24 protein-coding genes are annotated in these 24,793 nt (G+C 62.9%); 12 read left to right on the plus strand and 12 right to left on the minus strand.

Annotated elements, in window-relative coordinates:
- Window positions 1-500, plus strand: a 500-nt coding sequence (locus tag J7I86_RS12105) for a transketolase-like TK C-terminal-containing protein (protein ID WP_396019873.1), incomplete at its 5' end; no start/stop codon positions are given.
- Between the two features lie 84 nt (window positions 501-584).
- On the opposite strand, the gene J7I86_RS12110 is transcribed toward J7I86_RS12105, so the two are convergent.
- Entirely contained in the window at window positions 585-776 is a 192-nt protein-coding gene (locus J7I86_RS12110) for a DUF1508 domain-containing protein (RefSeq protein ID WP_214820154.1), read from the minus strand.
- Window positions 777-938: 162 nt separating this feature from the next.
- Between J7I86_RS12110 and nboR the strand changes: the two genes are divergently transcribed.
- Window positions 939-1,577, plus strand: a complete 639-nt coding sequence (nboR, locus tag J7I86_RS12115; RefSeq protein ID WP_214820156.1) for a nicotine blue oxidoreductase — start codon at window positions 939-941, stop codon at window positions 1,575-1,577.
- A gap of 20 nt (window positions 1,578-1,597) precedes the next feature.
- Window positions 1,598-2,065, plus strand: coding sequence for a GNAT family N-acetyltransferase (locus J7I86_RS12120; protein WP_214820158.1), 468 nt, complete (start codon window positions 1,598-1,600; stop codon window positions 2,063-2,065).
- A 91-nt stretch (window positions 2,066-2,156) separates the two neighbouring features.
- On the opposite strand, the gene J7I86_RS12125 is transcribed toward J7I86_RS12120, so the two are convergent.
- The 5 genes from J7I86_RS12125 to J7I86_RS12145 all read right to left on the minus strand — a co-directional run bounded on the left by J7I86_RS12125 (window position 2,157) and on the right by J7I86_RS12145 (window position 9,600).
- Window positions 2,157-4,979: a molybdopterin-dependent oxidoreductase gene (locus tag J7I86_RS12125; protein ID WP_214820161.1), complete on the minus strand. Its 2,823-nt coding sequence runs from the start codon at window positions 4,977-4,979 to the stop codon at window positions 2,157-2,159.
- Window positions 4,969-5,907 carry a xanthine dehydrogenase family protein subunit M gene (locus J7I86_RS12130; RefSeq protein WP_214820163.1) on the minus strand — a complete coding sequence of 313 codons (939 nt, stop codon included), beginning with the start codon at window positions 5,905-5,907 and terminating at the stop codon, window positions 4,969-4,971. The genes J7I86_RS12125 and J7I86_RS12130 overlap by 11 nt, the downstream gene beginning before the upstream one ends.
- Complete coding sequence (locus tag J7I86_RS12135) at window positions 5,898-7,169, minus strand: XdhC family protein (RefSeq protein WP_214820165.1); 1,272 nt, start codon at window positions 7,167-7,169, stop codon at window positions 5,898-5,900. Before J7I86_RS12135 ends, J7I86_RS12130 begins: the two co-directional genes overlap by 10 nt.
- A 346-nt stretch (window positions 7,170-7,515) precedes the next feature.
- Window positions 7,516-9,099 carry an NCS2 family permease gene (locus J7I86_RS12140; protein WP_214820167.1) on the minus strand — a complete coding sequence of 528 codons (1,584 nt, stop codon included), beginning with the start codon at window positions 9,097-9,099 and terminating at the stop codon, window positions 7,516-7,518.
- Window positions 9,100-9,105: 6 nt separating this feature from the next.
- Window positions 9,106-9,600: a nucleoside deaminase gene (locus J7I86_RS12145; RefSeq protein WP_024818021.1), complete on the minus strand. Its 495-nt coding sequence runs from the start codon at window positions 9,598-9,600 to the stop codon at window positions 9,106-9,108.
- Between the two features lie 448 nt (window positions 9,601-10,048).
- Here J7I86_RS12145 and J7I86_RS12150 point away from each other — a divergent pair, with 448 nt between their 5' ends.
- The gene (locus J7I86_RS12150) at window positions 10,049-11,392 is read left to right on the plus strand and encodes an 8-oxoguanine deaminase (protein ID WP_214820169.1); all 1,344 of its coding nucleotides are present in this window, start codon (window positions 10,049-10,051) and stop codon (window positions 11,390-11,392) included.
- An 82-nt stretch (window positions 11,393-11,474) separates the two neighbouring features.
- Here J7I86_RS12150 and J7I86_RS12155 read toward each other — a convergent pair whose 3' ends face one another.
- Together J7I86_RS12155 and J7I86_RS12160 are read right to left on the minus strand one after the other, a co-directional pair.
- Window positions 11,475-12,410 (minus strand): type IV toxin-antitoxin system AbiEi family antitoxin domain-containing protein, encoded by a 936-nt coding sequence (locus J7I86_RS12155; protein ID WP_214820171.1) that lies wholly within the window; start codon window positions 12,408-12,410, stop codon window positions 11,475-11,477.
- Window positions 12,411-12,703: 293 nt separating this feature from the next.
- Entirely contained in the window at window positions 12,704-12,880 is a 177-nt protein-coding gene (locus J7I86_RS12160) for a hypothetical protein (protein ID WP_014922716.1), read from the minus strand.
- 370 nt (window positions 12,881-13,250) lie between these two features.
- Between J7I86_RS12160 and pucL the strand changes: the two genes are divergently transcribed.
- The 3 genes from pucL (at window position 13,251) to J7I86_RS12175 (ending at window position 16,502) form a co-directional block, all read left to right on the plus strand.
- A complete protein-coding gene (gene pucL, locus J7I86_RS12165; RefSeq protein WP_214820173.1) occupies window positions 13,251-14,165 on the plus strand; it encodes a factor-independent urate hydroxylase in 915 nt (304 codons plus the stop codon).
- Window positions 14,166-14,331: 166 nt separating this feature from the next.
- Window positions 14,332-15,840, plus strand: coding sequence for a nucleobase:cation symporter-2 family protein (locus tag J7I86_RS12170; protein WP_214820174.1), 1,509 nt, complete (start codon window positions 14,332-14,334; stop codon window positions 15,838-15,840).
- Window positions 15,841-16,019: 179 nt separating this feature from the next.
- A complete protein-coding gene (locus tag J7I86_RS12175; protein ID WP_214820176.1) occupies window positions 16,020-16,502 on the plus strand; it encodes a DUF2867 domain-containing protein in 483 nt (160 codons plus the stop codon).
- A 77-nt stretch (window positions 16,503-16,579) separates the two neighbouring features.
- Here J7I86_RS12175 and J7I86_RS12180 read toward each other — a convergent pair whose 3' ends face one another.
- On the minus strand, window positions 16,580-17,335 hold the full coding sequence (locus J7I86_RS12180) for an IclR family transcriptional regulator (RefSeq protein WP_024818028.1): 756 nt from the start codon (window positions 17,333-17,335) through the stop codon (window positions 16,580-16,582).
- 221 nt (window positions 17,336-17,556) lie between these two features.
- Here J7I86_RS12180 and J7I86_RS12185 point away from each other — a divergent pair, with 221 nt between their 5' ends.
- The 4 genes from J7I86_RS12185 to J7I86_RS12200 are packed head-to-tail and all read left to right on the plus strand — an operon-like array spanning window position 17,557 to window position 22,663.
- Window positions 17,557-18,957 (plus strand): NAD-dependent malic enzyme, encoded by a 1,401-nt coding sequence (locus J7I86_RS12185; protein WP_214820178.1) that lies wholly within the window; start codon window positions 17,557-17,559, stop codon window positions 18,955-18,957.
- Window positions 18,958-18,973: 16 nt separating this feature from the next.
- On the plus strand, window positions 18,974-20,572 hold the full coding sequence (gene aceB / locus J7I86_RS12190) for a malate synthase A (RefSeq protein ID WP_214820180.1): 1,599 nt from the start codon (window positions 18,974-18,976) through the stop codon (window positions 20,570-20,572).
- Between the two features lies 1 nt (window position 20,573).
- The gene (locus J7I86_RS12195; protein ID WP_214820182.1) at window positions 20,574-21,836 is read left to right on the plus strand and encodes a DUF6986 family protein; all 1,263 of its coding nucleotides are present in this window, start codon (window positions 20,574-20,576) and stop codon (window positions 21,834-21,836) included.
- A 14-nt stretch (window positions 21,837-21,850) separates the two neighbouring features.
- Window positions 21,851-22,663, plus strand: coding sequence for a bifunctional allantoicase/(S)-ureidoglycine aminohydrolase (locus tag J7I86_RS12200; protein WP_159733160.1), 813 nt, complete (start codon window positions 21,851-21,853; stop codon window positions 22,661-22,663).
- Window positions 22,664-22,743: 80 nt separating this feature from the next.
- Here the strand turns inward: J7I86_RS12200 and J7I86_RS12205 are convergent, their stop codons facing one another.
- Window positions 22,744-23,040: a hypothetical protein gene (locus J7I86_RS12205; RefSeq protein ID WP_214820184.1), complete on the minus strand. Its 297-nt coding sequence runs from the start codon at window positions 23,038-23,040 to the stop codon at window positions 22,744-22,746.
- Window positions 23,041-23,124: 84 nt separating this feature from the next.
- Window positions 23,125-23,445 carry an MmcQ/YjbR family DNA-binding protein gene (locus J7I86_RS12210; protein ID WP_214820186.1) on the minus strand — a complete coding sequence of 107 codons (321 nt, stop codon included), beginning with the start codon at window positions 23,443-23,445 and terminating at the stop codon, window positions 23,125-23,127.
- 63 nt (window positions 23,446-23,508) lie between these two features.
- Here J7I86_RS12210 and J7I86_RS12215 point away from each other — a divergent pair, with 63 nt between their 5' ends.
- Complete coding sequence (locus J7I86_RS12215) at window positions 23,509-23,868, plus strand: VOC family protein (RefSeq protein WP_214820188.1); 360 nt, start codon at window positions 23,509-23,511, stop codon at window positions 23,866-23,868.
- Between the two features lie 15 nt (window positions 23,869-23,883).
- On the opposite strand, the gene J7I86_RS12220 is transcribed toward J7I86_RS12215, so the two are convergent.
- Entirely contained in the window at window positions 23,884-24,792 is a 909-nt protein-coding gene (locus tag J7I86_RS12220; protein WP_214820190.1) for a carbohydrate ABC transporter permease, read from the minus strand.
- Window position 24,793 lies beyond the last annotated feature (1 nt).

A 24,793-nucleotide genomic window follows, 5' to 3' on the forward strand; every position in this document is an offset into this window, starting at 1 on the left:
ACATCCTCGCCTCCGGCGTCTCGGTCCCCTGGGCCCTCGAAGCCGCCCGGATCCTCGCCGAAGACTGGAACGTCGCCGCCACCGTCTACTCCGTAACCTCCTGGAACGAACTCCGCCGCGACGGACTCGCCGCCGAAGAACACGCCTTCCTAAACCCCGGCCAACCCGCCCGCACCCCGTTCATCACCGAACAACTCGCAACCACCACCGGACCGGTCATCGCAGTCTCCGACTACATGAAAGCCGTCCCCGACCAAATCCGCCAATTCATCCCCAACGACTTCGCCTCCCTCGGAGCAGACGGCTTCGGCTTCTCCGACACCCGCCAAGCCGCACGCCGCTACTTCAAAAACGACACCCACTCCATCGTCGCCAAAACCCTCCAGTTGCTGGCGGCGAGGGGCGAAGTAGAGGAGGGCGCGCCGTCGTACGCCATTGACCGCTACAAGCTGCTGGACGTAAACGCCGGCACCACCGGCGGAGCAGGCGGCGACGCCTAACAGCCCGCATGACAAAATTGGCGGCAGTGTTCGTGAAGAACACTGCCGCCAATTCTCGTTGAGCGGGTTTCGTTGCACCCGGGCCTAGGTGCCCAGGTTCCTTCTGTCAACCACGAAACCGGTCGCCGCGTTCTCGCGGACTGCGTTGATACCCGCCACTACTGCTTTCAGACTCGGGAACTGCGGCGATACTGCCACAACCGTTCCATCCTCCGCGGTCAGCCGGAACCGGAATGAGTTGGTTCCTGCCTTGAGGATTTCAAAAGTGCCAGCCATTTTCCCCTATTCCTTCACGCGACTTTGCGTATCCGAGCTGACTTCATAACTCCCTCAAAGACCATATCGGCCATTTCAGGCCACCAATAGCCTTACTGATCGGTAATCTACAACCGATATTGGTAGATCTCTTGGAAAGCACCCCAAGGAGCTAGAGACCGCATGGACCGCCGCGCGTATCGTGAGGATATGACTGACACCGGCACGGCCCCCACCACGGGCGTGCTCCTCGCTGCAGGCGCCGGAACGCGGCTGGGTCGCGGCCCTAAGGCGCTACTTCCCTTCCGGGGCAGGACCTTGGTGGAAGTTCTTGCCGACACACTGTTCGACGGCGGCTGCCGCGAGGTGGTTGTCGTGCTCGGCGCTGAGGCCGACCACGTCCGGCGAAGCACCGAATTGGGCAACCATGTGGTGGTGGAAAACGAGAACTGGGCCAAAGGAATGGCCGGTTCCTTCCGCGCCGGCATTGACGCGGCCACACCGGGCAACAGCATTATGGTGGCGCTGGTGGACCAGCCCGGGTTAACCCCGACGGCGGTGAGCAGGCTGCTGGGCAGCCACCGTCCCGGCCGGGTCACCGCGGCCGCCTACCCTGATGAGTCCGGCCACCTGAAGCGCAGGCACCCGGTGATTTTCGACGTCGGGCTCCGATCCGAAGCGGCCGCGGCCGCCAATGGCGACACGGGAGCGCGTTCGTTCCTTAAGGCGCACCCCGGCCTGGTGGACCTGGTGGACTGTAGTGACCTCTGCTCCGGCGAGGACCTGGACACGAAAGCTCAGCTGCATCTTTTGGACGGCTAGCGGCGGGTAGGTTTAGGGACATGATCCGCATCGCCACTGATGATCCCGCACGCCCTGATGTCCACCAGCTACTCAGCGAGCACCTGGCCGACATGTTTGCCACCTCCCCGGCAGAGAGCGTTCATGCCTTGGACCACTCGGCGTTGTCGCACGAGTCGATCACGTTCTGGACCGCCCGCGAGGACGGGGTTCTGCTGGGTTGTGGAGCGCTGAAAATACTGTCCGCCGGGCATGCCGAGATCAAGTCCATGCGCACAACGGCCAGTGCCCGTGGGCGGGGAGTGGCCACGTTGATGCTGGAGCACATCCTGGCCGAAGCTGCCCGGTTGGGGTACGAGCGCGTGAGCCTGGAGACGGGAACCGAAGACTACTTCGCTCCGGCCCGTCGACTGTATACCCGGCATGGATTCACGGAGTGCCCGCCATTTGGGGACTACAACCTGGATCCGAACAGCGTGTTCATGGAGCTCGCCGTCTCACCCAAGTAGCCGGCCCACCCAAGTAGGTAGCAGAAGAGCCCGTTTTGACGGCTCAAAACGCGCTCTGCTGCTACCTAGATGGGTTAACCGGACGGATGGGTTAGTTGGGGATGAGGGTTCGGTCGCGGAGGGCCAGGTAGATCTTGTCCCGCGCAATGGGCAGCTCGCCAAAGCGAATTCCCGTCGCGTTGCGGATGGCGTTGGCAAGGGCGGGAGCCACGGGATTGAAAGGGCTCTCGCTCATCGACTTTGCACCCAGCGGGCCCGTGGAGTCGTTGGTGGTGGCGAAGTACACCTCGCTTCTGGGCACGTCCGCGAAGGACGGGATGTGGTACTGCCGCAGGATGTCCGTGGTGACGCGTCCGGCGTCGTCCACTTTCACTTCCTCGTACAGGGCCGCGCCAAGCGCCTGCGCGATGCCGCCCTCGATCTGGCCACGGCACTGCCGCGGATTCACCACCACACCGGCGTCGGCGGCCTGGACACTTTGCAGGATCCGCAGCTCACCGGTGCCTCTATTAACAGCAACCCTGAAGCCATGGACGTTGAAGGCGACCGATCGCGGCGTCCCTCCCCAGTTGCCGTCTGTGGCGAGGCGGACGCCTTGCAGCCGGGCGGCGTCGACGATTTCCGTCAGCGGCACCGAACGATCCCCACACTCAACGGCGCCGTCCACCAGACGGCAATCCATCAAAGCTGCACCGGTCAGCGAAGCGGCAACCATCTGGATCCGGGTGGCGAGTTCCAAGGCCGCACCAAGCGTCGCCTTGCCGGCAACCACGGTTCCGGCCGAACCGAACGCGCCGGTGTCGTGCTCCAGGAGGTCGGTATCGGACTGCCTCACGGTCACTTTGGACGCGGTGGTGGACAGGGCCGTGGCAGCCAACTGCGCGTGGACGGTGGTGGTGCCGTTGCCGAATTCGGCAGTACCGACGTCGACGGCGAACCTTCCGTCCGCTTCCAGGCTCACCCGGGTGTGGGCGAAGTGGCCGCGGGGCGGGACGGTGTCGATCATGGACAAGGCGGAGCCCTCCCCCACCACCCAATCCGGCCCGAGATTATCCAGCCCGGCGGCCCGGTAGCGTTCCTTGCCGCGGTCCAATGCATCCCGGACCAAGGAAACGCATTGGTCCAGGCCGTAGCTTCCGTAGTGGACGTCTTCCTCGGGCTCGGGTGTTGTGGAGAGCATGTAATCGCCGGGCCGGACCATGTTCTTGAGCCGGAACTCCAAGGGGTCCATGCCAATACCGATGGCGAGTTCGTCAATGGCCGATTCGATCGCGAAGATCATTTGGCTCAACCCATAGCCACGGAAAGCACCGGCAGGGACGGTGTTGGTGTACACCGCGTGAGCATCCACTTTCTTGTTCACGCACTTGTAGACGGCCAAGGATTCTCCGCAGCCGTGGAACATCACACCGGGAGCGTGGTTCCCGTAGGCACCGGTGTTGGTGAGGACGTTCAGCTGCAGCGCAGTGAGGGAACCGTCGCGGCTGGCGCCCGCTTTGAGGTGAATGGTGAAGGGGTGCCGGGTAGTGGTTGCCGTGAATTGTTCCGTACGGGTGAACTCCAGCTGCACTGGTTTCCGGAGAGCCAGTGCCGCAAGGACCACCAGGTCCTCGGTGAGGACTTCCTGCTTGCCACCGAAACCGCCGCCCACCCGGCCGGCCACCACACGGATGGTTTCCGGCGCCAGGTTGAACACCCGGCTCAGGGTCCTCTTCACCAGGAACGGAACCTGCGTGGAGGAACGGATCATCAAGCGGCCATCCTCATCCAGCCAAGCAGTGGAAGCGTGGGTTTCCATAGCCACGTGCTGGACACGCTGGGTTTGGTACGTGTGCTCGTGAATGAAGTCAGCGGCAGCGAATCCATCAGCCACGCTGCCCAGCTCGGCGTGAACCTCGGCCACCACGTTGTGATGCGGGCGGGAGATACGGGAGAAGACTCCGTCCTTTTCTCCGTGAATCGCGGGGGCTCCGGGGAGGATGGCCTCTTGCGGCGTAAACACCGGTTCCAAGAGTTCATACTGCACTTCCAACGCCCGCGCGCCGGCCTCAGCTGCGCCCACGGACTCGGCCACCACCGCGGCCACCCGCTGCCCGATGAACCGCACGACGTTGTCCAACACACGGGTGTCATCGGGGTCGTCGGTGTAATTCTCGTGTTGGGCAGTGGAGAACAGCAGCTGCGGAGCATCCTCATGGGTGAAGATCGCCACGACGCCGGGAACTGCCAGCGCCGGGGCCTTGTTGATGGACACAATCCGGGCATGAGGATGCGGCGAACGCAGGAGCTTCATGTGCAGCAGGCCCGGGAGATCCTCGGCCGGGACATCAAGGGTGTAGCGGGCGGTTCCGGTGACCACGGCTTGGCCGGCGGGCGCGGGAACGTTGTCGCCGAGCTGGCCGGGGGTGGCTTCCACGGCTGTCGTCTGTCCGGCGGCAGGTGAATGTGCCCCCGAAACGTCAGTTCCGGCGTCGTGCTGGTGGTCGGCGCCGTGACCGCAGACCGCGTCCGCGATGGAGCGGTAACCGGTGCAGCGGCACAGGTTGCCCTTGAGGTTGCGGGGCAAGTTGGAGCGTTGCTCGTCGTCGAACGTTGCGGCGGTCATCATCATGCCGGCGGTGCAGAAACCGCACTGGAAACCTTGGGCCTCCAGGAACTGTTCCTGCACAGGGTGCAGACCATCTGCGGAGGCCAGGCCCTCGATGGTGGTGACCGCTTTGCCCTCGGCGCGGACTGCCGGGTAGATGCAGCTGTGGACGGGCGTGCCGTCGACGTGCACGGTGCAGGCTCCGCAGTCACCTCCGTCGCAGCCCTTCTTGACGCCGAAGTTGCCCTCCTCGCGGAGGAAGGTGCGGAGGCATTGTCCGGGGCGTGGTGTGGCCTGAGAGGCAGAACCATTGATCTCAATTGCCATTGCGGGCCTCCTTCTGCTGGGTGCTTGACGTGGCTGGCTGGGTTGACGGCTGGGGTGAGGTGTTGTGTGGCGGCCAGAAATCGCCGGACACGCTCATCGACTCGCCCAGCAGCTCGGCCCGGATCTCCTCGGCAAGCTTGAACGTCATATCCCGGCGCCAGGCGGGGAGTCCATGGATGTCATCGTGGTAGAGCGGCCAGGGAATTGAATCGCCGATGGCGTCAGCCAGCGTCCCGGCGTCGGGAACCTGTCCGGCGGGGAACCTCAGCTGTACCGGCCGTTTAGTGGACGCGGTCACCGTGATGACCAGACCGCCGTCGGGGTGGAGCCGTCCAATCAGGAGCACGCCGGAGCGGCCAAGGTTGCTGAGCGACAAACGCCGGAAAGCCACGCGGGCGGACAGCGCTGACGCGGGCAAATGAATGCTGCGGAGCAGCTCGCCCGGTGCCAGGACAGTCTGCATATCACCTGTGACAACGTGGGCCACCGGGACGTTGCGGCTGCCGCCGTCCGGGCTGAAGATAGTGGCCACGCCGTCGAGTCCTGCGCACAGTGAGGTCATGGGTCCTGCCGGGAGGCCGGTGCAAATGTTGCCGCCCACCGTAGACATGTTCCAGATCTTGAACGAGGCCACGAACGAGTCGCAGCACGGGCGGATCAATGCCAGTCCAGGCCATTCACGGTTGGCGGTTTCCGCGGAGAGTGGCAGGGCATAGAGCTCGGCGACGGTACAGGTGGCGGCAAGTTCGATGCCTGCATCCGTGACAGTGATGGCAGGCCATTCCGCTTGGCCGAGGTCAAGGAGTCGCTTCAAGACGGTGCTGCCGTAGGAGAAAAGGACGGTGCCTCCGGCGAGCCAGGCATCGCCGTCGCGCCATTGTGACGGGTCCGTGGTGGGGACCACGGCCTCGATGGTGTTCATGTCCATGGGTCCTCCTGAGTGAGGTGTTGAGTAGCTGCCTGGGTTGGCGCTGGGATCGGGGCTGGGTGGACTGGAGCTGGGTGGATCGGTCCCGTGCAGTCCCTGAGGGAAGGGAATCCGGGCGTGCTGGCCTTTCCGCTCGCACCGCGGTGGGCGATGATTTCCGCCGTGATGGACACGGCGACTTCGGCGGGAGTGACTGCGCCAAGGTTCAGGCCGATGGGCGAATGCAGCCGTTCCAAGAATTCCAGCGGTGTACCTGCCTCGAGCAAGGCGTCGATCCGTTGGCGGTGACTGCGCCGGGACCCCATCGCGCCAACGTACGCCAGCTGCATGCGGAGGGCGCTCTCGAGCAAGGGGACATCGAACTTGGGGTCGTGGGTGAGAATGCACACCACCGTGCGGGCGTCGATGCGTCCTGCTGCTGCCTCCGTTTCCAGGTAACGGTGCGGCCAGTCGGTGACCACTTGGTCTGCGCCTGCGAAGCGGCTTTGCGTCGCGAAGGCAGACCGGGCGTCGCAGAGGGTGACGTCGTATCCGAGGAGTTGCCCGGCAGGAAGCAGGGCCGCGCCAAAGTCGTTGGCACCAAAGATCACCATCCGCGCGGCCGGTAAACGGCTTTCAACGAACAGGGTGATCGGTTCCGGCTGTGCTTCTTCCTGTGGAGGCATAGCCAGCCTTTCGGTGGTCATCCAGCCGTCGATGCATCCCCCCGGCGGTGCCAGGCGGACCAGGCCGGTGCGGCCGCCTTGAAGCAGCGGCTCCACTTGGGAAGCGGCGGCGAAAAGTGTGGAGGGGTGGTCACCCAGCAATTTGGCGAGTTCCTCGGATTCCATGGCCCGGAACCGGACGGGATCATCGACCACCATGACGCCGCCTTGGGCATCGAGCCGGCGGATCAGGGCCGCAGGGCGCTGACTTTCAGCAAGCACGGAGAGTTCGGCTGATCCAGCTTTGAGCGGCTGGATGTGGACTTCCAGTTCCCCTCCACAGGTGAGCCCGACGGCGAACGCGTCCTCGGAGCTGTAGCCGAACGACTCAAGGCGAGGGCCGCCGTCGCGCATTGCTTCCAAGGCCGCCTCCACCACGGCGCCTTCTACGCAACCTCCGGACAAGCTGCCCAGGATTTGGCCGTCTTCGGAGACCATCATGGAGGTCCCCAGGGGCCGCGGAACGGAGCCGCCCGTCCCCACGATCGTGGCCACAGCACACAGTTGGCCGGAGACCGCAGGCCGCCAGCTGCCCAGTGAAGGCATCAGATCCAGCATGGCAACACATCCTTATTCCAGGTGTCCCGGCCAGGGGCCCAGCCGGAGCAGTGCGCGATCTTGCCTCATATTCTCATTTCCAGAGGATGTTGAGGGGTAGTCGCGGTTAATCAGTAAGAGTTCGGTCAGTAAGACTTCATAGGAACGGGGGCAAGGGCTTCATCTCCCTGCCCCCGTTCCCTGACGGAGCGTCGGTAACCGGCCGCCGCCCGCCGTCGTGCCTTTTCCAGTCCGTAAAGTTCGGAAAGGACGACGACGGCGGACGCCTATTCGTGCGGTGGGTACCGGCGGACCGCCGATCGAAGTGCCGGAAGTGGTACCCGCCGGCGCGGGGTGCGGCTGCGGGCTAGACGCCCATCAGCGTGTTGATCGGGCCGCGGGCGAAGTAGATGATGAAGCCTGCCGTGACCACCCACATGAGCGGGTGGACTTTCTTGGCCTTGCCCGACGCCGCACTGATCACGGCGAAGGAGATGAACCCGACGCCGATGCCGTTGGCGATGGAGTACGTCAGCGGCATGGTCACGATTGTCAGGAAGGCCGGGAGGGCGATTGAGAATTTGGTGAACTTGATCTCGCGGATCTGCGCCATCATCATCGCACCCACTACCACCAGGGCTGCTGCCGCAACTTCCAACGGAACAACCGAGGTGAGCGGTGTGAAGAACATCGAACCGAGGAACAGCAGACCGGTGACCACCGAGGCCAGGCCGGTGCGTGCGCCTTCGCCGATGCCCGCCGCAGAGTCTATGTACACGGTGTTGGACGAACCGGACGTTGCACCGCCCACCACTGCGCCCATGCCCTCAACAATGAAGGCCGACTTCAGCTTGGGGAACGTACCGTCCTTGTGAGCCACGCCTGCGCTCTTGGCCAGGCCCGTCATGGTGCCCATGGCGTCGAAGAAGTTGGTGAACACCAAGGTGAAGACCAACATGGTGGCCGCCAATCCGCCGATCCTGGCGAAGGAGCCGAAGAGATCGAACTGGCCCACCAGGCTGAGGTCCGGCACGGATACCAACTGGCTGGACAGGATGGGCACGTTGAGGTGCCAGCCGCCGGGGTTGTCGGCGGTGCCGGGACCGATGTGGAACACGGCCTCGGCAACAGCGGCGAGGACAGTGGTGGCGACGATGCCGATCAGCAGGCCGCCCTGAATCTTGCGCGCCACCAGGATACCCATGGTCAGCAGACCCACAATGAAGACGAGGGTGGGGATGGAGGTGATGGAGCCGTTGTCCCCAAGCTGGACCGGTGGGCCGCCCGTTGTTGCGCGAACGAAGCCGGAATCCACGAAGCCGATGAAGGCGATGAACAGGCCGATGCCAACGGTGATGGCAGCCTTGAGCTCCTTGGGTACTGCCTTGAAGATCGCCGTCCGGGCGCCGGTAGCACCGAAGAGGACAATCAGGATGCCGTTGATGACCACCAGGCCCATGGCTTCGGGCCACGTGACTTCCTGGATCACCGCAACGGCGAGGAACGAGTTGATGCCCAAGCCGGCTGCGAGGCCGAACGGCAAGTTGGCGACGAGACCGAAAATGATGGTCATGACGCCAGCGGTCAGGCCGGTGACGGCGCCAACCTGTGCCGCCGAGAGCCAGCCACCAGCTACGTCAACGGGGGCGTTTTCCGCAGAGAAACCACCCAGGATGAGCGGGTTGAGGATGACGATGTACGCCATGGTGAAGAAGGTGACCAGGCCGCCGCGGAATTCGCGGGCCAACGTTGAGCCACGCTTGGAGATCTGGAAGAACTTGTCCAGAAAGGAGTTCGACACCGGGGGCTTCTTGTTGCCATCTGCCAGGCCGGTTGCCGTGTGCTTTGCCGCTGTGGGCTCTGCGCCCTCTCCCTGGGGAAAGAGTGCAGCCTGCTTTTCAGCTGCTGTCTGCTTTTCAGCGGAATTGTCCAGGATTGTCATGTCAGCCACCGGGCCCTAGTAGTCAATCCTGGAATCAAGCGTGTTCCATGTGTTGAACGGCTGGAGGGCCTCCGGAGCCTGGGGGTCGCCCAGTTCCAGCTTGGCTACCGGCATCAGCGCGTCCCGGTTATCGTTCTCGAAGTACTCGTAGAAGACGGCGTCGTCGAAGCCGACGGATGCGGCGTCGTGACGGTCTGCGGCAAAAAACACGCGGTCAACGCGTGCCCAGAGTGCGGAGGCCAGGCACATGGGGCATGGCTCGCAGCTGGTGTAGAGGGTTGCTCCGCTGAGATCGAAGGTTCCCAGTTCGCGGCAGGCGTTACGGATGGCCGTGACTTCTGCGTGTGCGGTGGGATCGTTCGTGGCGGTGACGCGGTTGACGCCTTCAAATGCTCGTCCGTCCGCGCTGACAATGACGGCGCCGAAAGGGCCTCCACTGTTAAGGACATTGGCTGTTGCCAGCTCAATGGATGTGGCCAGGAATTGCTCGGCCGTGACGGTTGTACTCATGTTGCGACTTCCTTAGTGCTGAGGAAGCCAGGTGACCTGTTTGGGGGCGCTACAGAGATGAGCTCCAGATAGCTTGGTTACCAGGCTTCAGCATGTGCGATGAAGGTTAAGTTGCGCCTGGTAGATAGCTTCCCGAGGTCCGGGTGCCCGCCTTTGGCAGTTAGAGCGTAACACCAGGTTTGTGAGCCGCGCCATAGTTTTTTGAAAACTTAATTTCGTCATGCGAAATTAATTGCGGTTGTGGGTTGGCGATTGGCCGCCGCCTGGATGGCCCCGAGGCATGGTTCCCGAATGTGACCGGAACCCGCCCGCAAGCGTTGACGGCCGCCGTCGTCCATTTTACTCTGTGAAGACCGGACCGCTCTCTGGCGGACCCCGCAACCTGGATCAGCAGACAGGGCCTAACTGAGCTGGAACGCGTACTCGCCGACCAGACAAGGAACCTGTCATGACCCCTCTTTGGATCAAGAACCCACTGGGTATCTTCACCGCAAACGATCACGACGCCGGCGGCGGCCTGGTGGTTTCCGACGGAAAAATCGTAGAGCTGGTGCCTTCGGGCGGGCAGCCGTTCATCCCATGTACCGTCTTCGACGCCTCCGCGCACGTGGTGTTGCCGGGCCTTATCAACACCCATCACCACTTCTACCAAACCCTCACCCGCGCGTGGGGTCCCGTGGCCAACGCGCCGCTATTCCCGTGGCTTCAGAACCTCTACCCCGTATGGGCCCGGCTCACCCCGCGCAGCCTTGAGCTCGCCGTGCAAGTGGCACTGGCCGAGCTGCTGCTGTCCGGCTGCACCACCGCCGCCGACCACCACTACCTCTTCCCCGATGGCATGGAAGACGCAATCGACATCGAGGTGTCGGCAGTGCGCTCCATGGGAATGCGGGCCACGTTGACCCGCGGGTCCATGACCTTGGGAGAGGACGACGGCGGGCTGCCGCCCAGGACCACGGTTCAGTCACCTGAAGCGATTCTTGCGGACAGCGAGCGGCTGATTCGTCAGTACCACGAGACCGGCGATGGGGCTGTTGTGCAGATTGCGCTGGCCCCATGTTCGCCGTTCTCGGTGACCAAGGAAATCATGGCCGAAAGCGCAGCCATGGCCGAACGCTTCGATGTCCGGCTGCACACGCACCTTGCCGAGACGATCGACGAGGAGGACTTCTGCCAGTCCATGTTTGGGCTGCGAACCGTGGATTATCTGGAGTCCGTGGGCTGGCTGGGCAACCGGACGTGGCTTGGACACGGCATCCACTTCAACGACGAGGAGATCACCAGGCTGGGAGCCGCAGGCACCGCCGTCGCACATTGCCCCACCTCCAACATGCGCCTCGCATCCGGCACCGCACGCGTCCTGGAACTTGAAGCAGCGGGCGTTCCCGTGGGGCTGGGAGTGGACGGTTCGGCGTCGAACGATGCCTCCAACATGATCCTCGAAGCACGGCAAGCCCTGTATCTGCAGCGACTCCGGTATGGCGCATCCGTACCTGTGGAGCGGGCGCTGGGATGGGCCACCCGTGGATCGGCCGCTGTTTTGGGGCGCTCCGACATAGGCCAGTTGGCTCCCGGCCTCCAAGCAGATCTGGCCCTTTTCAAGCCCGACGAGCTGCGGTTTTCCGGAAGCCACGATCCCGTAGCTGCGCTATTGCTCTGCGGGGCGGACCGTGCAGACAGGGTAATGGTGGGGGGTGCTTGGCGGGTTGTTGACGGTGCGATTCCCGGGCTGGACGTTGCGGGGCTCATCGCGGAGCATTCAGCGGCGGCGCGGAAACTGGTTGCGGGGTAGCTCTTTTCTGTTGTGGCTGGGCCCGTTTCGGTGGTTCCCTGCGCATTAGACGGTAGGTGCCGTCTAATGCGCAGGGACTCGTCTATCCGGCCTTGCGGAGAACCCGAAGCACGCGCATTTTGAACTCGTGTTCCTGGAAAAGGTCCCGCCATTTTATGCGAATGAAGGTCCAACCGAGCTCCGTCAGGGCCTTTTCACGCAGCCGTTCCCGAAAAATGACCTCGTCGGTGGGCGCATAGTCGAAGTACTTGGTCCGCCCGTCGAACTCCAGGGCTACCTTCTTCGCTCGCCAGGCCATGTCCATACGGTGGCGCCCCTCGACGGTGTCCACTTCGACTTGGAGCTCCGGTGGTTCGATACGCAGCCGGTGGAGCAACTCCCGAGACAATGTCTCACCCGGAGATTCCGAGCGGGCATCGGCATTCTCCAATGCCCGTCGCAGCGAGAGCACTCCATTTCTCCCCGCCAGGGCTTTGCACTTGTCCCGCAGCTTGCCGGCATCAACGCCAATACGGAACGCGTGATCCATCAGGATCAAGGCCTGCCGGTAGTTCAACATCAAACAACAGTCCAAGATTGTCTGCTCAAGCGATGTGCACGGCAGCCCGTCCACGAGGGTTACATCGTCCTCTTTTAGCATTCTCGAATGGGCGACTACATCGCGGCCATGCGAGATGGGCGATGGCGGTTGCCTCTGTGTGATGTGCACGCGGTCGTCAACGTCCCACAAAAACAAACGATGGAGACGCGCCGCAGAGGCGTGGCTGTAGATCAAGCCGCCGCCCGACGTCGTGAGCGTCCCATGCGCGTGCGCGGCGATGAGTTGCCGGCTGCGCACCCAAGGTTTCTGAGCGGCCCAGGTACTGCCGCGAATGTAACAACCTCGGCGGAGCCTAAGCAGCACTCCCCTTCGCACAAGGGCAGCTATGTTGCGGTCACTGAATCCTGCTTCGTTTAGCTCGCTCGTTCGCCACAGATCCATGCCCGATGGGAGCTCCTTAAGGTGTGTCTTGGTCATGAACCAAGCTTCGTCATACCACCAGGCTGGAGACAGGTGCGTTCGATCCTATGTGGACAAACCCGATCCGATGGCTTGCTGCCGGCCAGACGACTCCTACCGTCTAATGGGCAGGGAACCCCCGAAACGGGTGCAAGGCAAACGGGCGCAGGGCAGCGGAAAGGCGGGCGACACCTCCCCTGGTGTCACCCGCCTCATTGGCTCTGTTGCGCAGAGTCCGCGTCCCTTGCTGCAGAGGGCCCTTATGGCAAGCCCCCTCCCCGAGCTTGCGGGGAGAGGGTGCCGTCGGGGATCTAAGGACGCTGCCGGCCGAACACCGGGAGCGCGCGCAGCCAACGGGAGAACCCGCCGGCTTTGCGGTCACAGTCGGCCGGAATGTAGAAGTCGGGATCTGTCGCACCGAAGGGCAGGTACAGCTCCTGACCCGGCGCCGGGAATTCCACGACGTTGTTCGTATCCTTCGAGTCCATCTGTTCCTCCTCTTTCTCATGCAATCAGTTTCCGCACTTCGGAAAACTTTTATTGTTATGTGGAAAGTGTAGGCATCGGCGAAAGCAGGCGTCAAGACCCCCGCGAGAGCAAAGTGAGTTGCGCCGGTCACATTTGGATGGTTCATAACGATCCTCCGAAACCCGTATACACAAGACGAAATAATGCGCTACTCTCGAATGAGTTCGTGGCGTAGGTCACGTAACCTGAGAGCAGCAGGCAGGGTCGTAATGAGCTGGCATCCATGGATGCTGGCTCTTTTTTGTTGGGTCGGCTCCACCAGAAACGCAGTGGAAACACTCGCTTAATTTCATTGATGGAACCTAGGTTCCACCTCACAGAAGTTGGGATATGACCATGAGCAACAACATCGTCCTCGGCGAAAACCAGTACGGCAAAGCAGAAGTCCGCGTCGTCAAGGTCACCCGGGATACGGACCGCCACCACATCGAAGACCTGAACGTCACCTCGCAGCTGCGCGGCGACTTCCAGGCGGCCCACCTCGAAGGCGACAACGGCCACGTCGTTGCCACCGACACCCAGAAGAACACGGTGTACGCCTTTGCCCGTGAAGGCATAGGCTCACCCGAGTCCTTTCTGCTTCGTCTCGCAGACCACTTCACCGGCGGATTCGACTGGGTAACCGGCGGACGCTGGGAAGCCGAAGCCTACAGCTGGGATCGCATCCAGGCCCACGGCGAGGGACACGACCACAGCTTCGTCCGCAACGGACAAGAGGTGCGCACCGCCGTCGTCGTCCGTGATGGCGCAACCACGCACGTCATTAGCGGCCTCAAGGACCTGACCGTCCTGAAGACCACGCAGTCCGGTTTTGTGGGCTACCCGCGGGATCAGTACACCACCCTGCCTGAAACCACCGACCGCATCCTGGCCACCGACGTCTCCGCCCGCTGGCGCTACAACACCAACCTGGACTTCGCCGGCACGGACTTCAACAAGAGCTACGAGGACATCAAAGCCCTTCTGCTTGAAGGCTTCACGGAAAACTACTCCCACGCCCTGCAGCAGACGCTGTTCGACATGGGCAAGAAGGTCCTGGAAGCACACAGCGAAGTGGACGAGATCAAGTTCTCCATGCCCAACAAGCACCACTTCCTGGTTGACCTGAGCCCGTTCGGCCTGGACAACCCCAACGAGGTCTTCTTCGCCGCGGATCGTCCGTACGGCCTCATCGAAGCCACCGTCCAGCGCGAAGACATCGACGCTGCACCCGTTGCCTGGAGCGGCATCGCCGGCTTCTGCTAAACCGCAGTAGAACCGCAACACCTCAAGGTTTTGTGTGCAGGTCCCCCCAACGGCGCCCCGTAAAGGCCGGACCTGCACACAAAGCCAACCCCAAGAACCAAAGATTTTGTTAGCCAGACACAGTTAGCCAGACGAAGGCGTCTGCCATGAACCCAGAAAGTCTGCCATGAACATCAAAAAGAAATCCCGCTCTGCGAATACCACCTCGCCCCAGAAGCATCAGTCGGAACGGCCCGAGGACAAACGACTTTCCATCGGAAGCACCTTCGCCTACGGCTTCCAGCACGTCCTCACCATGTATGGCGGAATCATTGCCCCGCCGCTGATCATCGGTGCAGCCGCCGGCATGAACTCTCAGGACATCGGCCTCCTCATTGCCGCCTGTTTGTTCGTGGGCGGCCTGGCCACCATCCTGCAGACGGTTGGTATTCCGTTCTTCGGCTCGCAGTTGCCGCTGGTTCAGGGCGTTTCCTTCGCCGGTGTTTCCACCATGGTGGCGATCGTCCAAGGTGGCGGCGGGATCCAGGCTGTGTTCGGCTCGGTCATTGTGGCCTCGCTGATCGGCCTGGCGATCACTCCCCTGTTCTCCAAGATCATCAAGTTCTTCCCGCCGGTAGTCACCGGCACCGTGATCACCACCATCGGCTTGACACTGATGCCGGTGGCAGCGAACTGGGCCATGGGCGGCAACGCCAAGGCTGATAACTACGGCAGCATGGCCAACATTGGCCTCGCAGCAGCAACCATGGGCGTCGTCCTGCTCCTGAGCAAGGTTGGCAACGCCGCTATCTCCCGGCTCTCCATCCTGCTGGCCATGGTCATCGGCACCATCATCGCGTTGGTAGCCGGCATGGCTGACTTCTCCAAGGTTGGCCAGGGCGACATCGTCGCGTTCCCCACGCCGTTCGCTTTCGGCGCTCCTACCTTCGAGATCGCTGCGATCATCTCCATGCTCATCGTCATCCTGGTGACCTTGACTGAGACCTCGGCGGACATCATCGCAGTGGGCGAGATCGTGGACACCAAGGTTGACTCCCGCCGCATCGGCGACGGCCTCCGCGCAGACATGCTTTCCAGCGCCATCTCCCCGCTGTTCAACTCCTTCACCCAGAGCGCCTTCGCCCAGAACGTGGGCCTGGTGGCCATCACGGGCATCAAGAGTCGCTTCGTGGTCAGTGCCGGCGGCCTTATTCTGGTGATCCTGGGTCTCCTGCCGATCCTGGGCCGCGTCGTCGCAGCGGTTCCGACGCCCGTCCTGGGCGGCGCCGGCGTCGTGCTCTTCGGTACTGTGGCAGCCAGCGGTATCCGTACCCTGGCCAAGGTTGAGTACAAGAACAACATGAATCTGATCATCGTGGCGGCTTCGATCGGCTTCGGTATGATCCCCATTGCAGCCCCGAAGTTCTACGATCAGTTCCCCTCCTGGTTCGCCACGATCTTCCACTCCGGAATCAGCTCGGCAGCCGTCATGGCCATCCTGCTGAACATCCTGTTCAACCACTTCAAGGCCGGCAACTCGGACAACCAGTCGGTGTTCGTGGCGGGCACTGACCGGATCGTCAGCGAAGAGGACATCAAGTGCCTCAGCGAAGGCGACCGGTTTGAGAACGGCAAGCTGATCGACGCCGACGGCAAGGAAGTCCCGCTCAAAACGTCCAGCGCTTCAGAGCACTAGCTCACTACACGCGCAGATGACAACAGGCGGCAGTGTTTCCTTGGGGGACACTGCCGCCTTTGTCGTTTCCGAGCGAACGGCCGCCGTTGAGGGAATGTACGACGCCGGCACTCACCAGGGTGCGGAGCCCACCTTTGCAGCGTCTCACCTTCGCAAACAGCGCACCGTAGGATCAGGCCATGACCGAAGAGCCGATGCCCAGCCAAATGCCGTGCTTCCGTTCACTGGCCTTCCGCGAGATTCCGAAGCCGGACTACGCGGACGTTTGCCTGGCCACCCTTCCGGAGGGCGCCGGCACGGATCCGAAAGAGTGGGCGGAACGGTTGTTCTCCCTGAAGTCCATGCCGCGGTGGGTTTCCGCCGCGATGGGTTTGCGCCAGGCGCTGGTTCCCTTGATCGGCGTTCCCAAGGCCCCGCGGGACACGTTCACAGTGACGGACCGTGCGGGCGAAGAAGCCCTGATCTTCGTCCAGGACAAGCACTTGAACTTCGCAGCCGCCGTCGGGGTGGATCCGGTGAGCCGACTGATTCGGGTGACTACCGCCGTCGAGCTCAAAGGGTGGCGAGGCAAGCTGTACTTCGGCGTGGTGCGTCCGGTGCACCCGATCGTGGTGAACGCGATGCTGAAGAAGGCCATCCGCTCACAACCCGCACCCAGATAGCAAAAGATGGCAATGTTCTTGGGAAACATTGCCATCAAATGCCACCTCGCGCGCGGGAGCGGCGGCGGGTGGGGAAGCTAGTTCTGGTTGAGCTCCGCGGAGATCGCCATGGCAGCGTCGCGCAGCATGGGCACGGCGCGGTCGGCGAAGCTCTGGTCAACGCGGGTGATCGGTCCGGAGACGGAGATCGCGGTGGGGGTGGGCGCGTTGGGCACCGCCATGGCGAAGCAGCGGACGCCCAGCTCCTGCTCTTCCTCGTCAATGGAGTAGCCGCGTTCCCGGATGAGCTTGAGGTCAGCGAGCAGCGAGTCGATGTCGCCGATGCTCTTGGCCGTGGGAGTAGGCATGCCGGTGCGTGCCACGATTCCGCGGACAACTTCGTCGTCCAGCTGGGCGAGGATGGCTTTGCCCACGCCGGTATCGTGCGTGTGGGCGCGGCGGCCAACCTCGGTGAACATGCGCATGGAGTGCATGGAGGGGACCTGGGCAACGTAGATGACCATGTCCGAGTCCAGGACGGCCATGTTGGAGGTTTCGCCGAGGCGTTCCACCAGGGTCTTCAGCTGCGGACGGGCCACAGCGCCGAGCTGCTTACTGGCACCTTCGCCGAGCCGGATGAGCCGCGGACCCAGGGCGTAGCGGCGGTTGGGCAGCTGACGGATGTAGCCGAGGGACACCAGCGTGCGGAGCAGGCGGTGAATAGTGGGCAGGGGGAGGTCAGTGGACGACGAAAGTTCGCTCAGCGTGACGTCGCCGCCTGCGTCCGTGATCAGTTCCAGCAGTTCAAAGACGCGCTCAACGGACTGCACGCCTCCGGAGGCTTTTTCAGCCATTCCCTTGTCTCCAATGACTCAGATTCCGACAACTCTTATCCGCATCGTGAAAAGAATTGCTTAGAACACCCAACATACAGCACAGCGCCCACCTGCGCGACGACACCGAACATGACCAAGCAAGGGGTTGTGTTTCCACTTTGTAGATAATAATATCCATAATACGAAAACATTCAGTTTGGAACGGCGGCCCGGGAACGGGCCTTACAGGAGGAATTTCAATGGCGAATCCGAGCCCCGGAAACTCGATCACCCTGCGCGTCGCCGCACCGTCGAGCTTCACAGCTACCAGCGAACTGGCAGCAGCCGTCGGCGCAGCCGGTGCAGCAATCACCGCGCTGGATGTCACGGAATCCCACCACGAGACGCTTGTTGTTGACGTCACCTGCAACACCACCGACGACGACCACGCAGCCCGCGTCAAGGACGCCCTTAACGCACTCGACGGCGTCACCGTCCAGCACGTTTCGGACCGCACCTTCCTCATGCACCTCGGCGGCAAGCTCGAAGTGGTCCCCAAGGTAGCCTTGCGCAACCGCGACGACCTCTCGCGTGCCTACACTCCCGGCGTCGCCCGCGTTTGCATGGCCATTGCAGAAGACCCGGCCGCAGCCCGCAACCTGACGGTCAAGCGCAACACCATCGCCGTCCTCACCGACGGCTCAGCCGTTCTGGGCCTGGGCAACATCGGCCCGGCCGCTGCCCTTCCCGTGATGGAAGGCAAGGCCGCGCTCTTCAAGCAGTTCGCCAACGTTGACGCCTGGCCGGTCTGCCTGGACACCCAGGACACCGAAGAAATCATCATGATCGCCAAGGCCATGGCCCCCGTTTACGGCGGTATTAACCTTGAAGACATCGCCGCGCCGCGCTGCTTCGAAATCGAGAACCGCCTCCGCGAAGAGCTGGACATCCCGGTCTTCCACGATGACCAGCACGGCACCGCCATTGTCACCCTCGCTGCCTTGGTCAACGCCCTCCGCGTTGTGGACAAGAAGCTCTCCGAGGTTAAGATCGTGGTTTCGGGCGTCGGCGCTGCCGGCTCGGCCATCATCCAGCTCCTCAAGGCCCAGGGCGCGCAGCACATCATCGCTGCCGGCCGCTCCGGCGCCATCCACTCCGGTGAAGAATACGGCGACGAGCACCGCAGCTGGATCGCCGCCAACACCAACGAAGAAGGTTTCTCCGGCACCCTGCACGACGCCCTTAGGGGAGCGGACGTCTTCATCGGCGTCTCCGCCCCGCACGTGATCGGCGAAGAGCAGGTTGCTTCCATGGCTGAGAACGCGATCGTGTTCGCCATGGCCAACCCGACGCCGGAAATCGACCCTGTGGTCGCGTCCAAGCACGCAACCGTGGTTGCCACCGGTCGCAGCGACTTCCCGAACCAGATCAACAACGTACTGGCCTTCCCCGGCTTCTTCCGCGGTCTGCTGGACGCCGGGGCATCGGACATCACGCCGAACATGCTGGTGGCCGCCGCCGAGGCAATTGCCAACCGGGTGGCTGACGATGAGCTCAACGCGAGTTACATTATCCCCAGCGTCTTCGATCCCCATGTTGCCGCCGACGTAGCGACCGCCGTAGCCAATGCTGCGCACGCCAACGCCGCCAGCGCACTCTAGAAAAGGACACCGCCACATGGCTATCACAGTCACTGATCCCCGGCCGATCGATCGCGCCGAGGAAATCCTCACCCCCAAGGCGCTGGCCTTCATTGAGGAACTGCACAAGCGCTTCGCCGGCACCCGCAACGAGCTGCTGGAAGCGCGCGGCGTCAAGCGCCAGAAGGTTGCCGATACCAGCCGCCTGGACTTTCTCCCGGAGACCCAGGAAATCCGCAACGGCGACTGGAAGGTCGCTGAGGCACCGGCAGCTTTGCAGGACCGCCGCGTTGAGATGACCGGTCCGGCAACGCCGGCAAAGATGGCCATCAACGCCCTCAACTCCGGCGCCAAGGTATGGCTCGCGGACCTCGAAGACGCCAGCACTCCCACGTGGCCCAACGTCATCGACGCCATCCTGAACCTCCGCGACGCCGCCCAGGGCACCCTGAGCTACACCTCGCCCGAAGGCAAGGAATACCGTCTCCGCACCGACGCTCCCCTGGCTGTTGTAGTGGCCCGTCCCCGCGGCTGGCACATGGAAGAGAACCACCTGCTGATCGACGGCGCACCCGCAGTGGGCGCGCTGGTGGACTTCGGTTTGCATTTCTTCCACATCGCCAAGCAGCTGCTCCTCAACGGCCACGGCCCGTACTACTACCTGCCCAAGATGGAGAGCCACCTGGAGGCACGCCTCTGGAACGACGTCTTTGTGTTCGCACAAGACTTCCTCGGCGTCCCGCAGGGCAGCGTCCGGGCCACCGTGCTCATCGAGACGATTCCGGCCGCTTTCGAAATGGACGAAATCCTTTACGAACTGCGCGATCACGCCTCAGGCCTGAACGCCGGCCGCTGGGATTACCTCTTCAGCATCATCAAGTACTTCCGTGATGCCGGCGAAGAGTTCGTGCTCCCGGACCGTGCCACCGTTGCCATGACGGCTCCGTTCATGCGCGCTTACACCGAGCTCCTGGTCAAGACCTGCCACAAGCGCGGCGCCTTCGCCATGGGCGGCATGGCCGCCGTCATCCCCAACCGCAAGCAGCCGGACGTCACCGCCGCAGCTTTCGACAAGGTCCGCGCCGACAAAACGCGTGAAGCGAACGATGGCTTCGACGGCTCATGGGTTGCCCACCCGGACCTGGTTCCCACCTGCCGCGAAGTCTTCGACTCCGTGCTGGGCGACCGTCCCAACCAGCTGGACAAGCAGCGCCCCGAGGTGAGCGTCACGGCCGAGCAACTGATCGACGTCGCCTCCGCCGGCGGCACCGTAACGGAAGCCGGCCTGCGGCTGAACCTGTACGTCGCCGTCGCTTACACAGGCGTCTGGATCTCCGGCAGCGGCGCCGTTGCCATCCACAACCTCATGGAAGACGCAGCGACGGCTGAAATCTCCCGCTCGCAGGTGTGGCAGCAGATCCGCAACAAGTCCGTCCTCGCGGACACCGGCAACACCGTAACCCGCGAACTTGTCAGCCGCATTCTGGGCGAAGAAACCGAGCGCCTGCGCATCGAGTTCGGCGACGAGAACTTCAAGGCGTACTACGAGCCCGCCTCCAAGCTGATCGAGGACATTTGTTTGTCCGACGATTACACGGACTTCCTGACCACTCCCGCGTATGAGTTGGTGGGCTGAGATGGGCTCATTCTCTTCATCTGATCTGGCCCGCATCGAGTCGCAGCTTGAGGCCACGGACCAGTTGCTGGACCGCAACTACCCCGGCGACGACGGCTCACGCCAGCCCATCCACACCGTTTACATCCCGGCCGACCGCTTCACTCCTTCCCTCGCGGAAGAGTGGGGCGCCCAGGCACTGGCGACGGCGGAAGCTCACGGTGGCTTGGAAAAGTTGGGTCAGTTGCTGGGCCAGGAGTCCCACCTGGCTGCCGCTGTTGCGGAGCGCGTGGCTGCGAAGCTCTCCGCAGAACCCATCGAGGACCTGCGTTTGGACTTCGAAGACGGCTACGGCGACCGCGGCGATGAGGCAGAAGACGCCGACGCCGTTGCTGCCGCCAAGGCCGTTGCCACTGCAGTTGCGGCCGGAACAGCTCCGCCGTTCATAGGCATCCGCTTCAAGTGCTTCGAAGCCCCCACCCGGGCCCGCGGCCTGAAGACGCTGGACCTGTTCGTCTCCACCTTGGCTGACGCCGGCGAGCTCCCCGCTGGACTGATCCTTACCCTGCCCAAGGTCACCACGGTGGCCCAGGTGCAGGCAATGGACTTCGCAGTGTCCCGCCTTGAGGAAGTCCACGGGCTTCCCGCCGGCCGGCTCCGCTTTGAGGTGCAGGTGGAAACGCCCCAGCTCATCATAGGCGCTGACGGAACCTCGCCTGTGGCCCAGCTCCCCCACATAGTTCCGGGCCGCATCAGCGCCCTGCACTACGGGACGTACGACTACAGTGCCTCGCTGGGAATCTCCGCCGAGTACCAGTCCATGGAACACCCGGTGGCCGACTTCGCCAAGGAAGTCATGCAGCTCGCCGTCGCAGGAACGGGCATCCGTCTCTCCGACGGTTCCACCAACATCATCCCCGTGGGCGATGGCGTGGAAGATGCTTGGAAGCTGCACGGCCGCTTGGTACGACGTTCCCTGGAGAACGGCTACTACCAGGGTTGGGATCTGCACGCAGCCCAACTGCCCAGCCGCTTCTCGGCGTCGTACGCGTTCTACCGCGAAGGCCTGCCCGCCGCTGCCCTGCGCCTCCGTAACTATGTGGAACGCACCGAAGGCGGCGTCATGGATGAGCCCGCCACGGCTCGCGCCCTTGCCGGCTTCGTCCTCCGCGGCGTCCAGTGCGGCGCAGTGGCCACCGACGAGGTCAAGGCGCTTGCCGGCGTCGAACTTTCACAGCTGACCGCACTGGCGCACCCGCGGCTCGCGCAACCGACTTCCCACTGATAGGAGCATTTCGCATGGGCAAGTACTACTACCCGCAGGGCGGCCTGCCGCCGCAGACCCAACTGACCACCGAGCGGGCCATCGTCACCGAGGCCTACACGGTGATTCCCAAGGGCGTCATGACGGACATCGTCACCAGCAACCTGCCGGGATTCTCCAACACGCGTTCCTGGATCATCGCACGGCCGATCTCCGGCTTCGCCACCACGTTCTCGCAGTTGATTGTTGAGATCGCACCGGGTGGGGGCGCGCCGAAGGCTGAGTTCGAGTCCGGCGTCGAAGGCGTCATTTTCGTGACCAAGGGCCAGGTGAACCTGACGCTCGACGGCGAACTGCACCACCTCGAGGAGGGCGGCTACGCCTACCTTGCCGCCGGGTCCGACTGGGGCCTGGAGAACGTGTCCGACGACATCGTTTCCTTCCACTGGATCCGCAAGGCCTACGAGCGGCTTGAGGGCTTCGAGGCCAAGTCCTTCGTCACCAACGAGAAGGACGTGGAGCCCACCTCCATGCCGGACACCGACGACGTCTGGAAAACCACGCGCTTCACGGACTCCAGCGACCTCGCCCACGATATGCAGGTCAACATCGTCACCTTCCAGCCCGGCGGTGTGATCCCCTTCCCGGAGACCCACGTCATGGAGCACGGCCTGTACGTGCTGGAGGGCAAGGCCATGTACTTGCTCAACAACGACTGGGTTGAGGTGGAAGCTGGCGACTTCATGTGGCTCCGCGCGTTCTGCCCGCAGGCTTGCTACGCGGGTGGTCCGGGCGAGTTCCGTTACCTGCTGTACAAGGACATGAACCGCCAGGTGAAACTCACCTAGTCTTTGCTGCAACGCCGAGATCGCCGGAAAGCTGCCAGTTCACTGGAAGTTTCCGGCGATTTCGCGTTTCTGAGGCGAACTCAGCGGCGGCGGCCGATCGCGAGCCCGGCCCAGAACGCGAGGACCAGCAGACCAAGGACCGTCACGGTCAGGCCGATCTGCGTGCCCTGGCTGACCATGGCCCCACCGTTCCCGACGAAGACCGTGTCACTCAACGGCGCATAGGCAAACCACCCGAAGTCCGTACTTTGGTTGGTCCACGCCACGATCACCCCCACGATCACCGCGATCAGCCCAAGCAAAGGTACGACGACGGAAGAGACCTTGCGCGAAGGCTGCGGTGTGTCGTGTTCCCCAAGTATGTTGTTTTCCCCCATGCGGCCGAGTCTAGCGGAGCGCATGCACCCAACTGAGTCGCAGTTAAGCGCGTTTTGAGCTCTCTAAACGCGCTCTGCTGCGACCTAGTTGGGTTTCGCTTTGCCCGGGCCGCCGGCGATTCTGTACGACTCCTGCAGCAGTTCGTCGAGCTCGTCCACGTCGATTCTCTCGAGCTGGATCAGCATCAGCTGCGGGTACTGGTCATGATGCGGGGTCCAAAAGAAGATATCGGGATTCATGGCTGCGAGCGCTTCGCGTTCGTCCGTTTTTACTGTGCCAACGCCCTCTTCCCAGATGCGTGCCATGAGGGTCTTGGCGAACCACGCGGGCTGTCCCCAGCTGGGGCGTTCAGTCACTCCTGCCATGCCGAGGCAGATGTGGCGGACGTCGTCTTCTGTGGCCATGGTTCACTGTCGCATTCGCTCTGGTCCCGCCACAAGAGACCCTATCCCGATTAGGCTGGGCGGATGTTGAGCATCGGCAGCACTGTTCTGGGCGTCAATGACATGGCCCGCGCCACTGATTTCTGGCATGGGGCGCTCGGTTATGTCCCGCGCGAACCGGGCGATGACACGTGGGTGATCCTGGTACCAGCGCCAGGACCAGGGCCCCAACTCGCCCTGATGCTTAGTGAAACACCTGTCCAGGAACATCCCCGCACCCACCTGGATCTCTACGCTGATAACCAAGCCGCCGAAGTGGAGCGACTCATCCGGCTCGGCGCCCAACGAGTGGACTGGGACCTGTACCCCGAGGATCCGGATTTCGTGGTCCTCGCAGACCCTGACGGCAATCGCTTGTGCGTGATCGACAAAAGCCCGCGGTAGCGCCGTCGTCGGGGGCTATTTGCCCATCCCCAGTGTCAGCCCCTCCGTCAGCCGTCGGCCCAGCCATACATAGATGATGAGCATCGGCAGGACCACGATCACGAGCCCGGCGAAGAGCCCGCCCCAGTCGGCTCCCGAGTATGTCTGCTGCTGCACGAACGAAATCAGGGCTACTGGAAGTGTGTACTTCTCGGTGGACTGAAGGAGCGTCAGGGCCAGGAGTGTCTCGTTCCAGTGCGAGATTACCTGGAGGATGAACGCGGTCAGGATGCCACCCTTCGCCAACGGCAAGGTAATGCGCCAGAACGTCCCAAACGCTGTGGTTCCATCCAAGGCCGCGGCCTCTTCCATTTCCAAGGGAAGGGAACGGAAGAACGCAGTCAGCAGGAAGACCGTGAAGGGCATGGAGACGCCGATGTACACCAAGTTCAAACCCATGATGCTGTCCGTCAGGTACACCTTGTTCAGCATCACGAACAGCGGGATGAGAATGACCTGCGCGGGAATACCAAGGCCCAGGATGAAGTACAGGCTCAGCCCTTGGGTCAGCTTGTTGTCCACGCGGCTCAGGTAGTACGAGCACGGAGCCGCGATGGCTACCGTCAGGACCGAGGAAACCACCGTGGTCAACAGGCTGTTCCACGTTGCGACGGCGAAATCTCCAACAGTCCAGGCACGGACAAAGTTCCCAAAGTCCAGGGACGTCGGGACGCCCCAAGGGTCATCGAGAATTGCCCGGGTATCCCTGAAAGCCTGGGCCACCATCCACACCAGGGCTGCGATGCTGATCGCCACCACCATCCACAGCAGCGTCACCCCAATCCCCCGGAGAATGCTGCGCTCTCCGCGCAGCGCAGGGCTGACACCGCGTCCTGGACGGCGGCGGACAGGGGTCAAAGGTGCAAGCAATTTGTCTTGTCTCATG

It is taken from the genome of Arthrobacter sp. ISL-95 (genome assembly GCF_018613695.1).
In the GTDB taxonomy this organism is placed as follows: domain Bacteria; phylum Actinomycetota; class Actinomycetes; order Actinomycetales; family Micrococcaceae; genus Arthrobacter.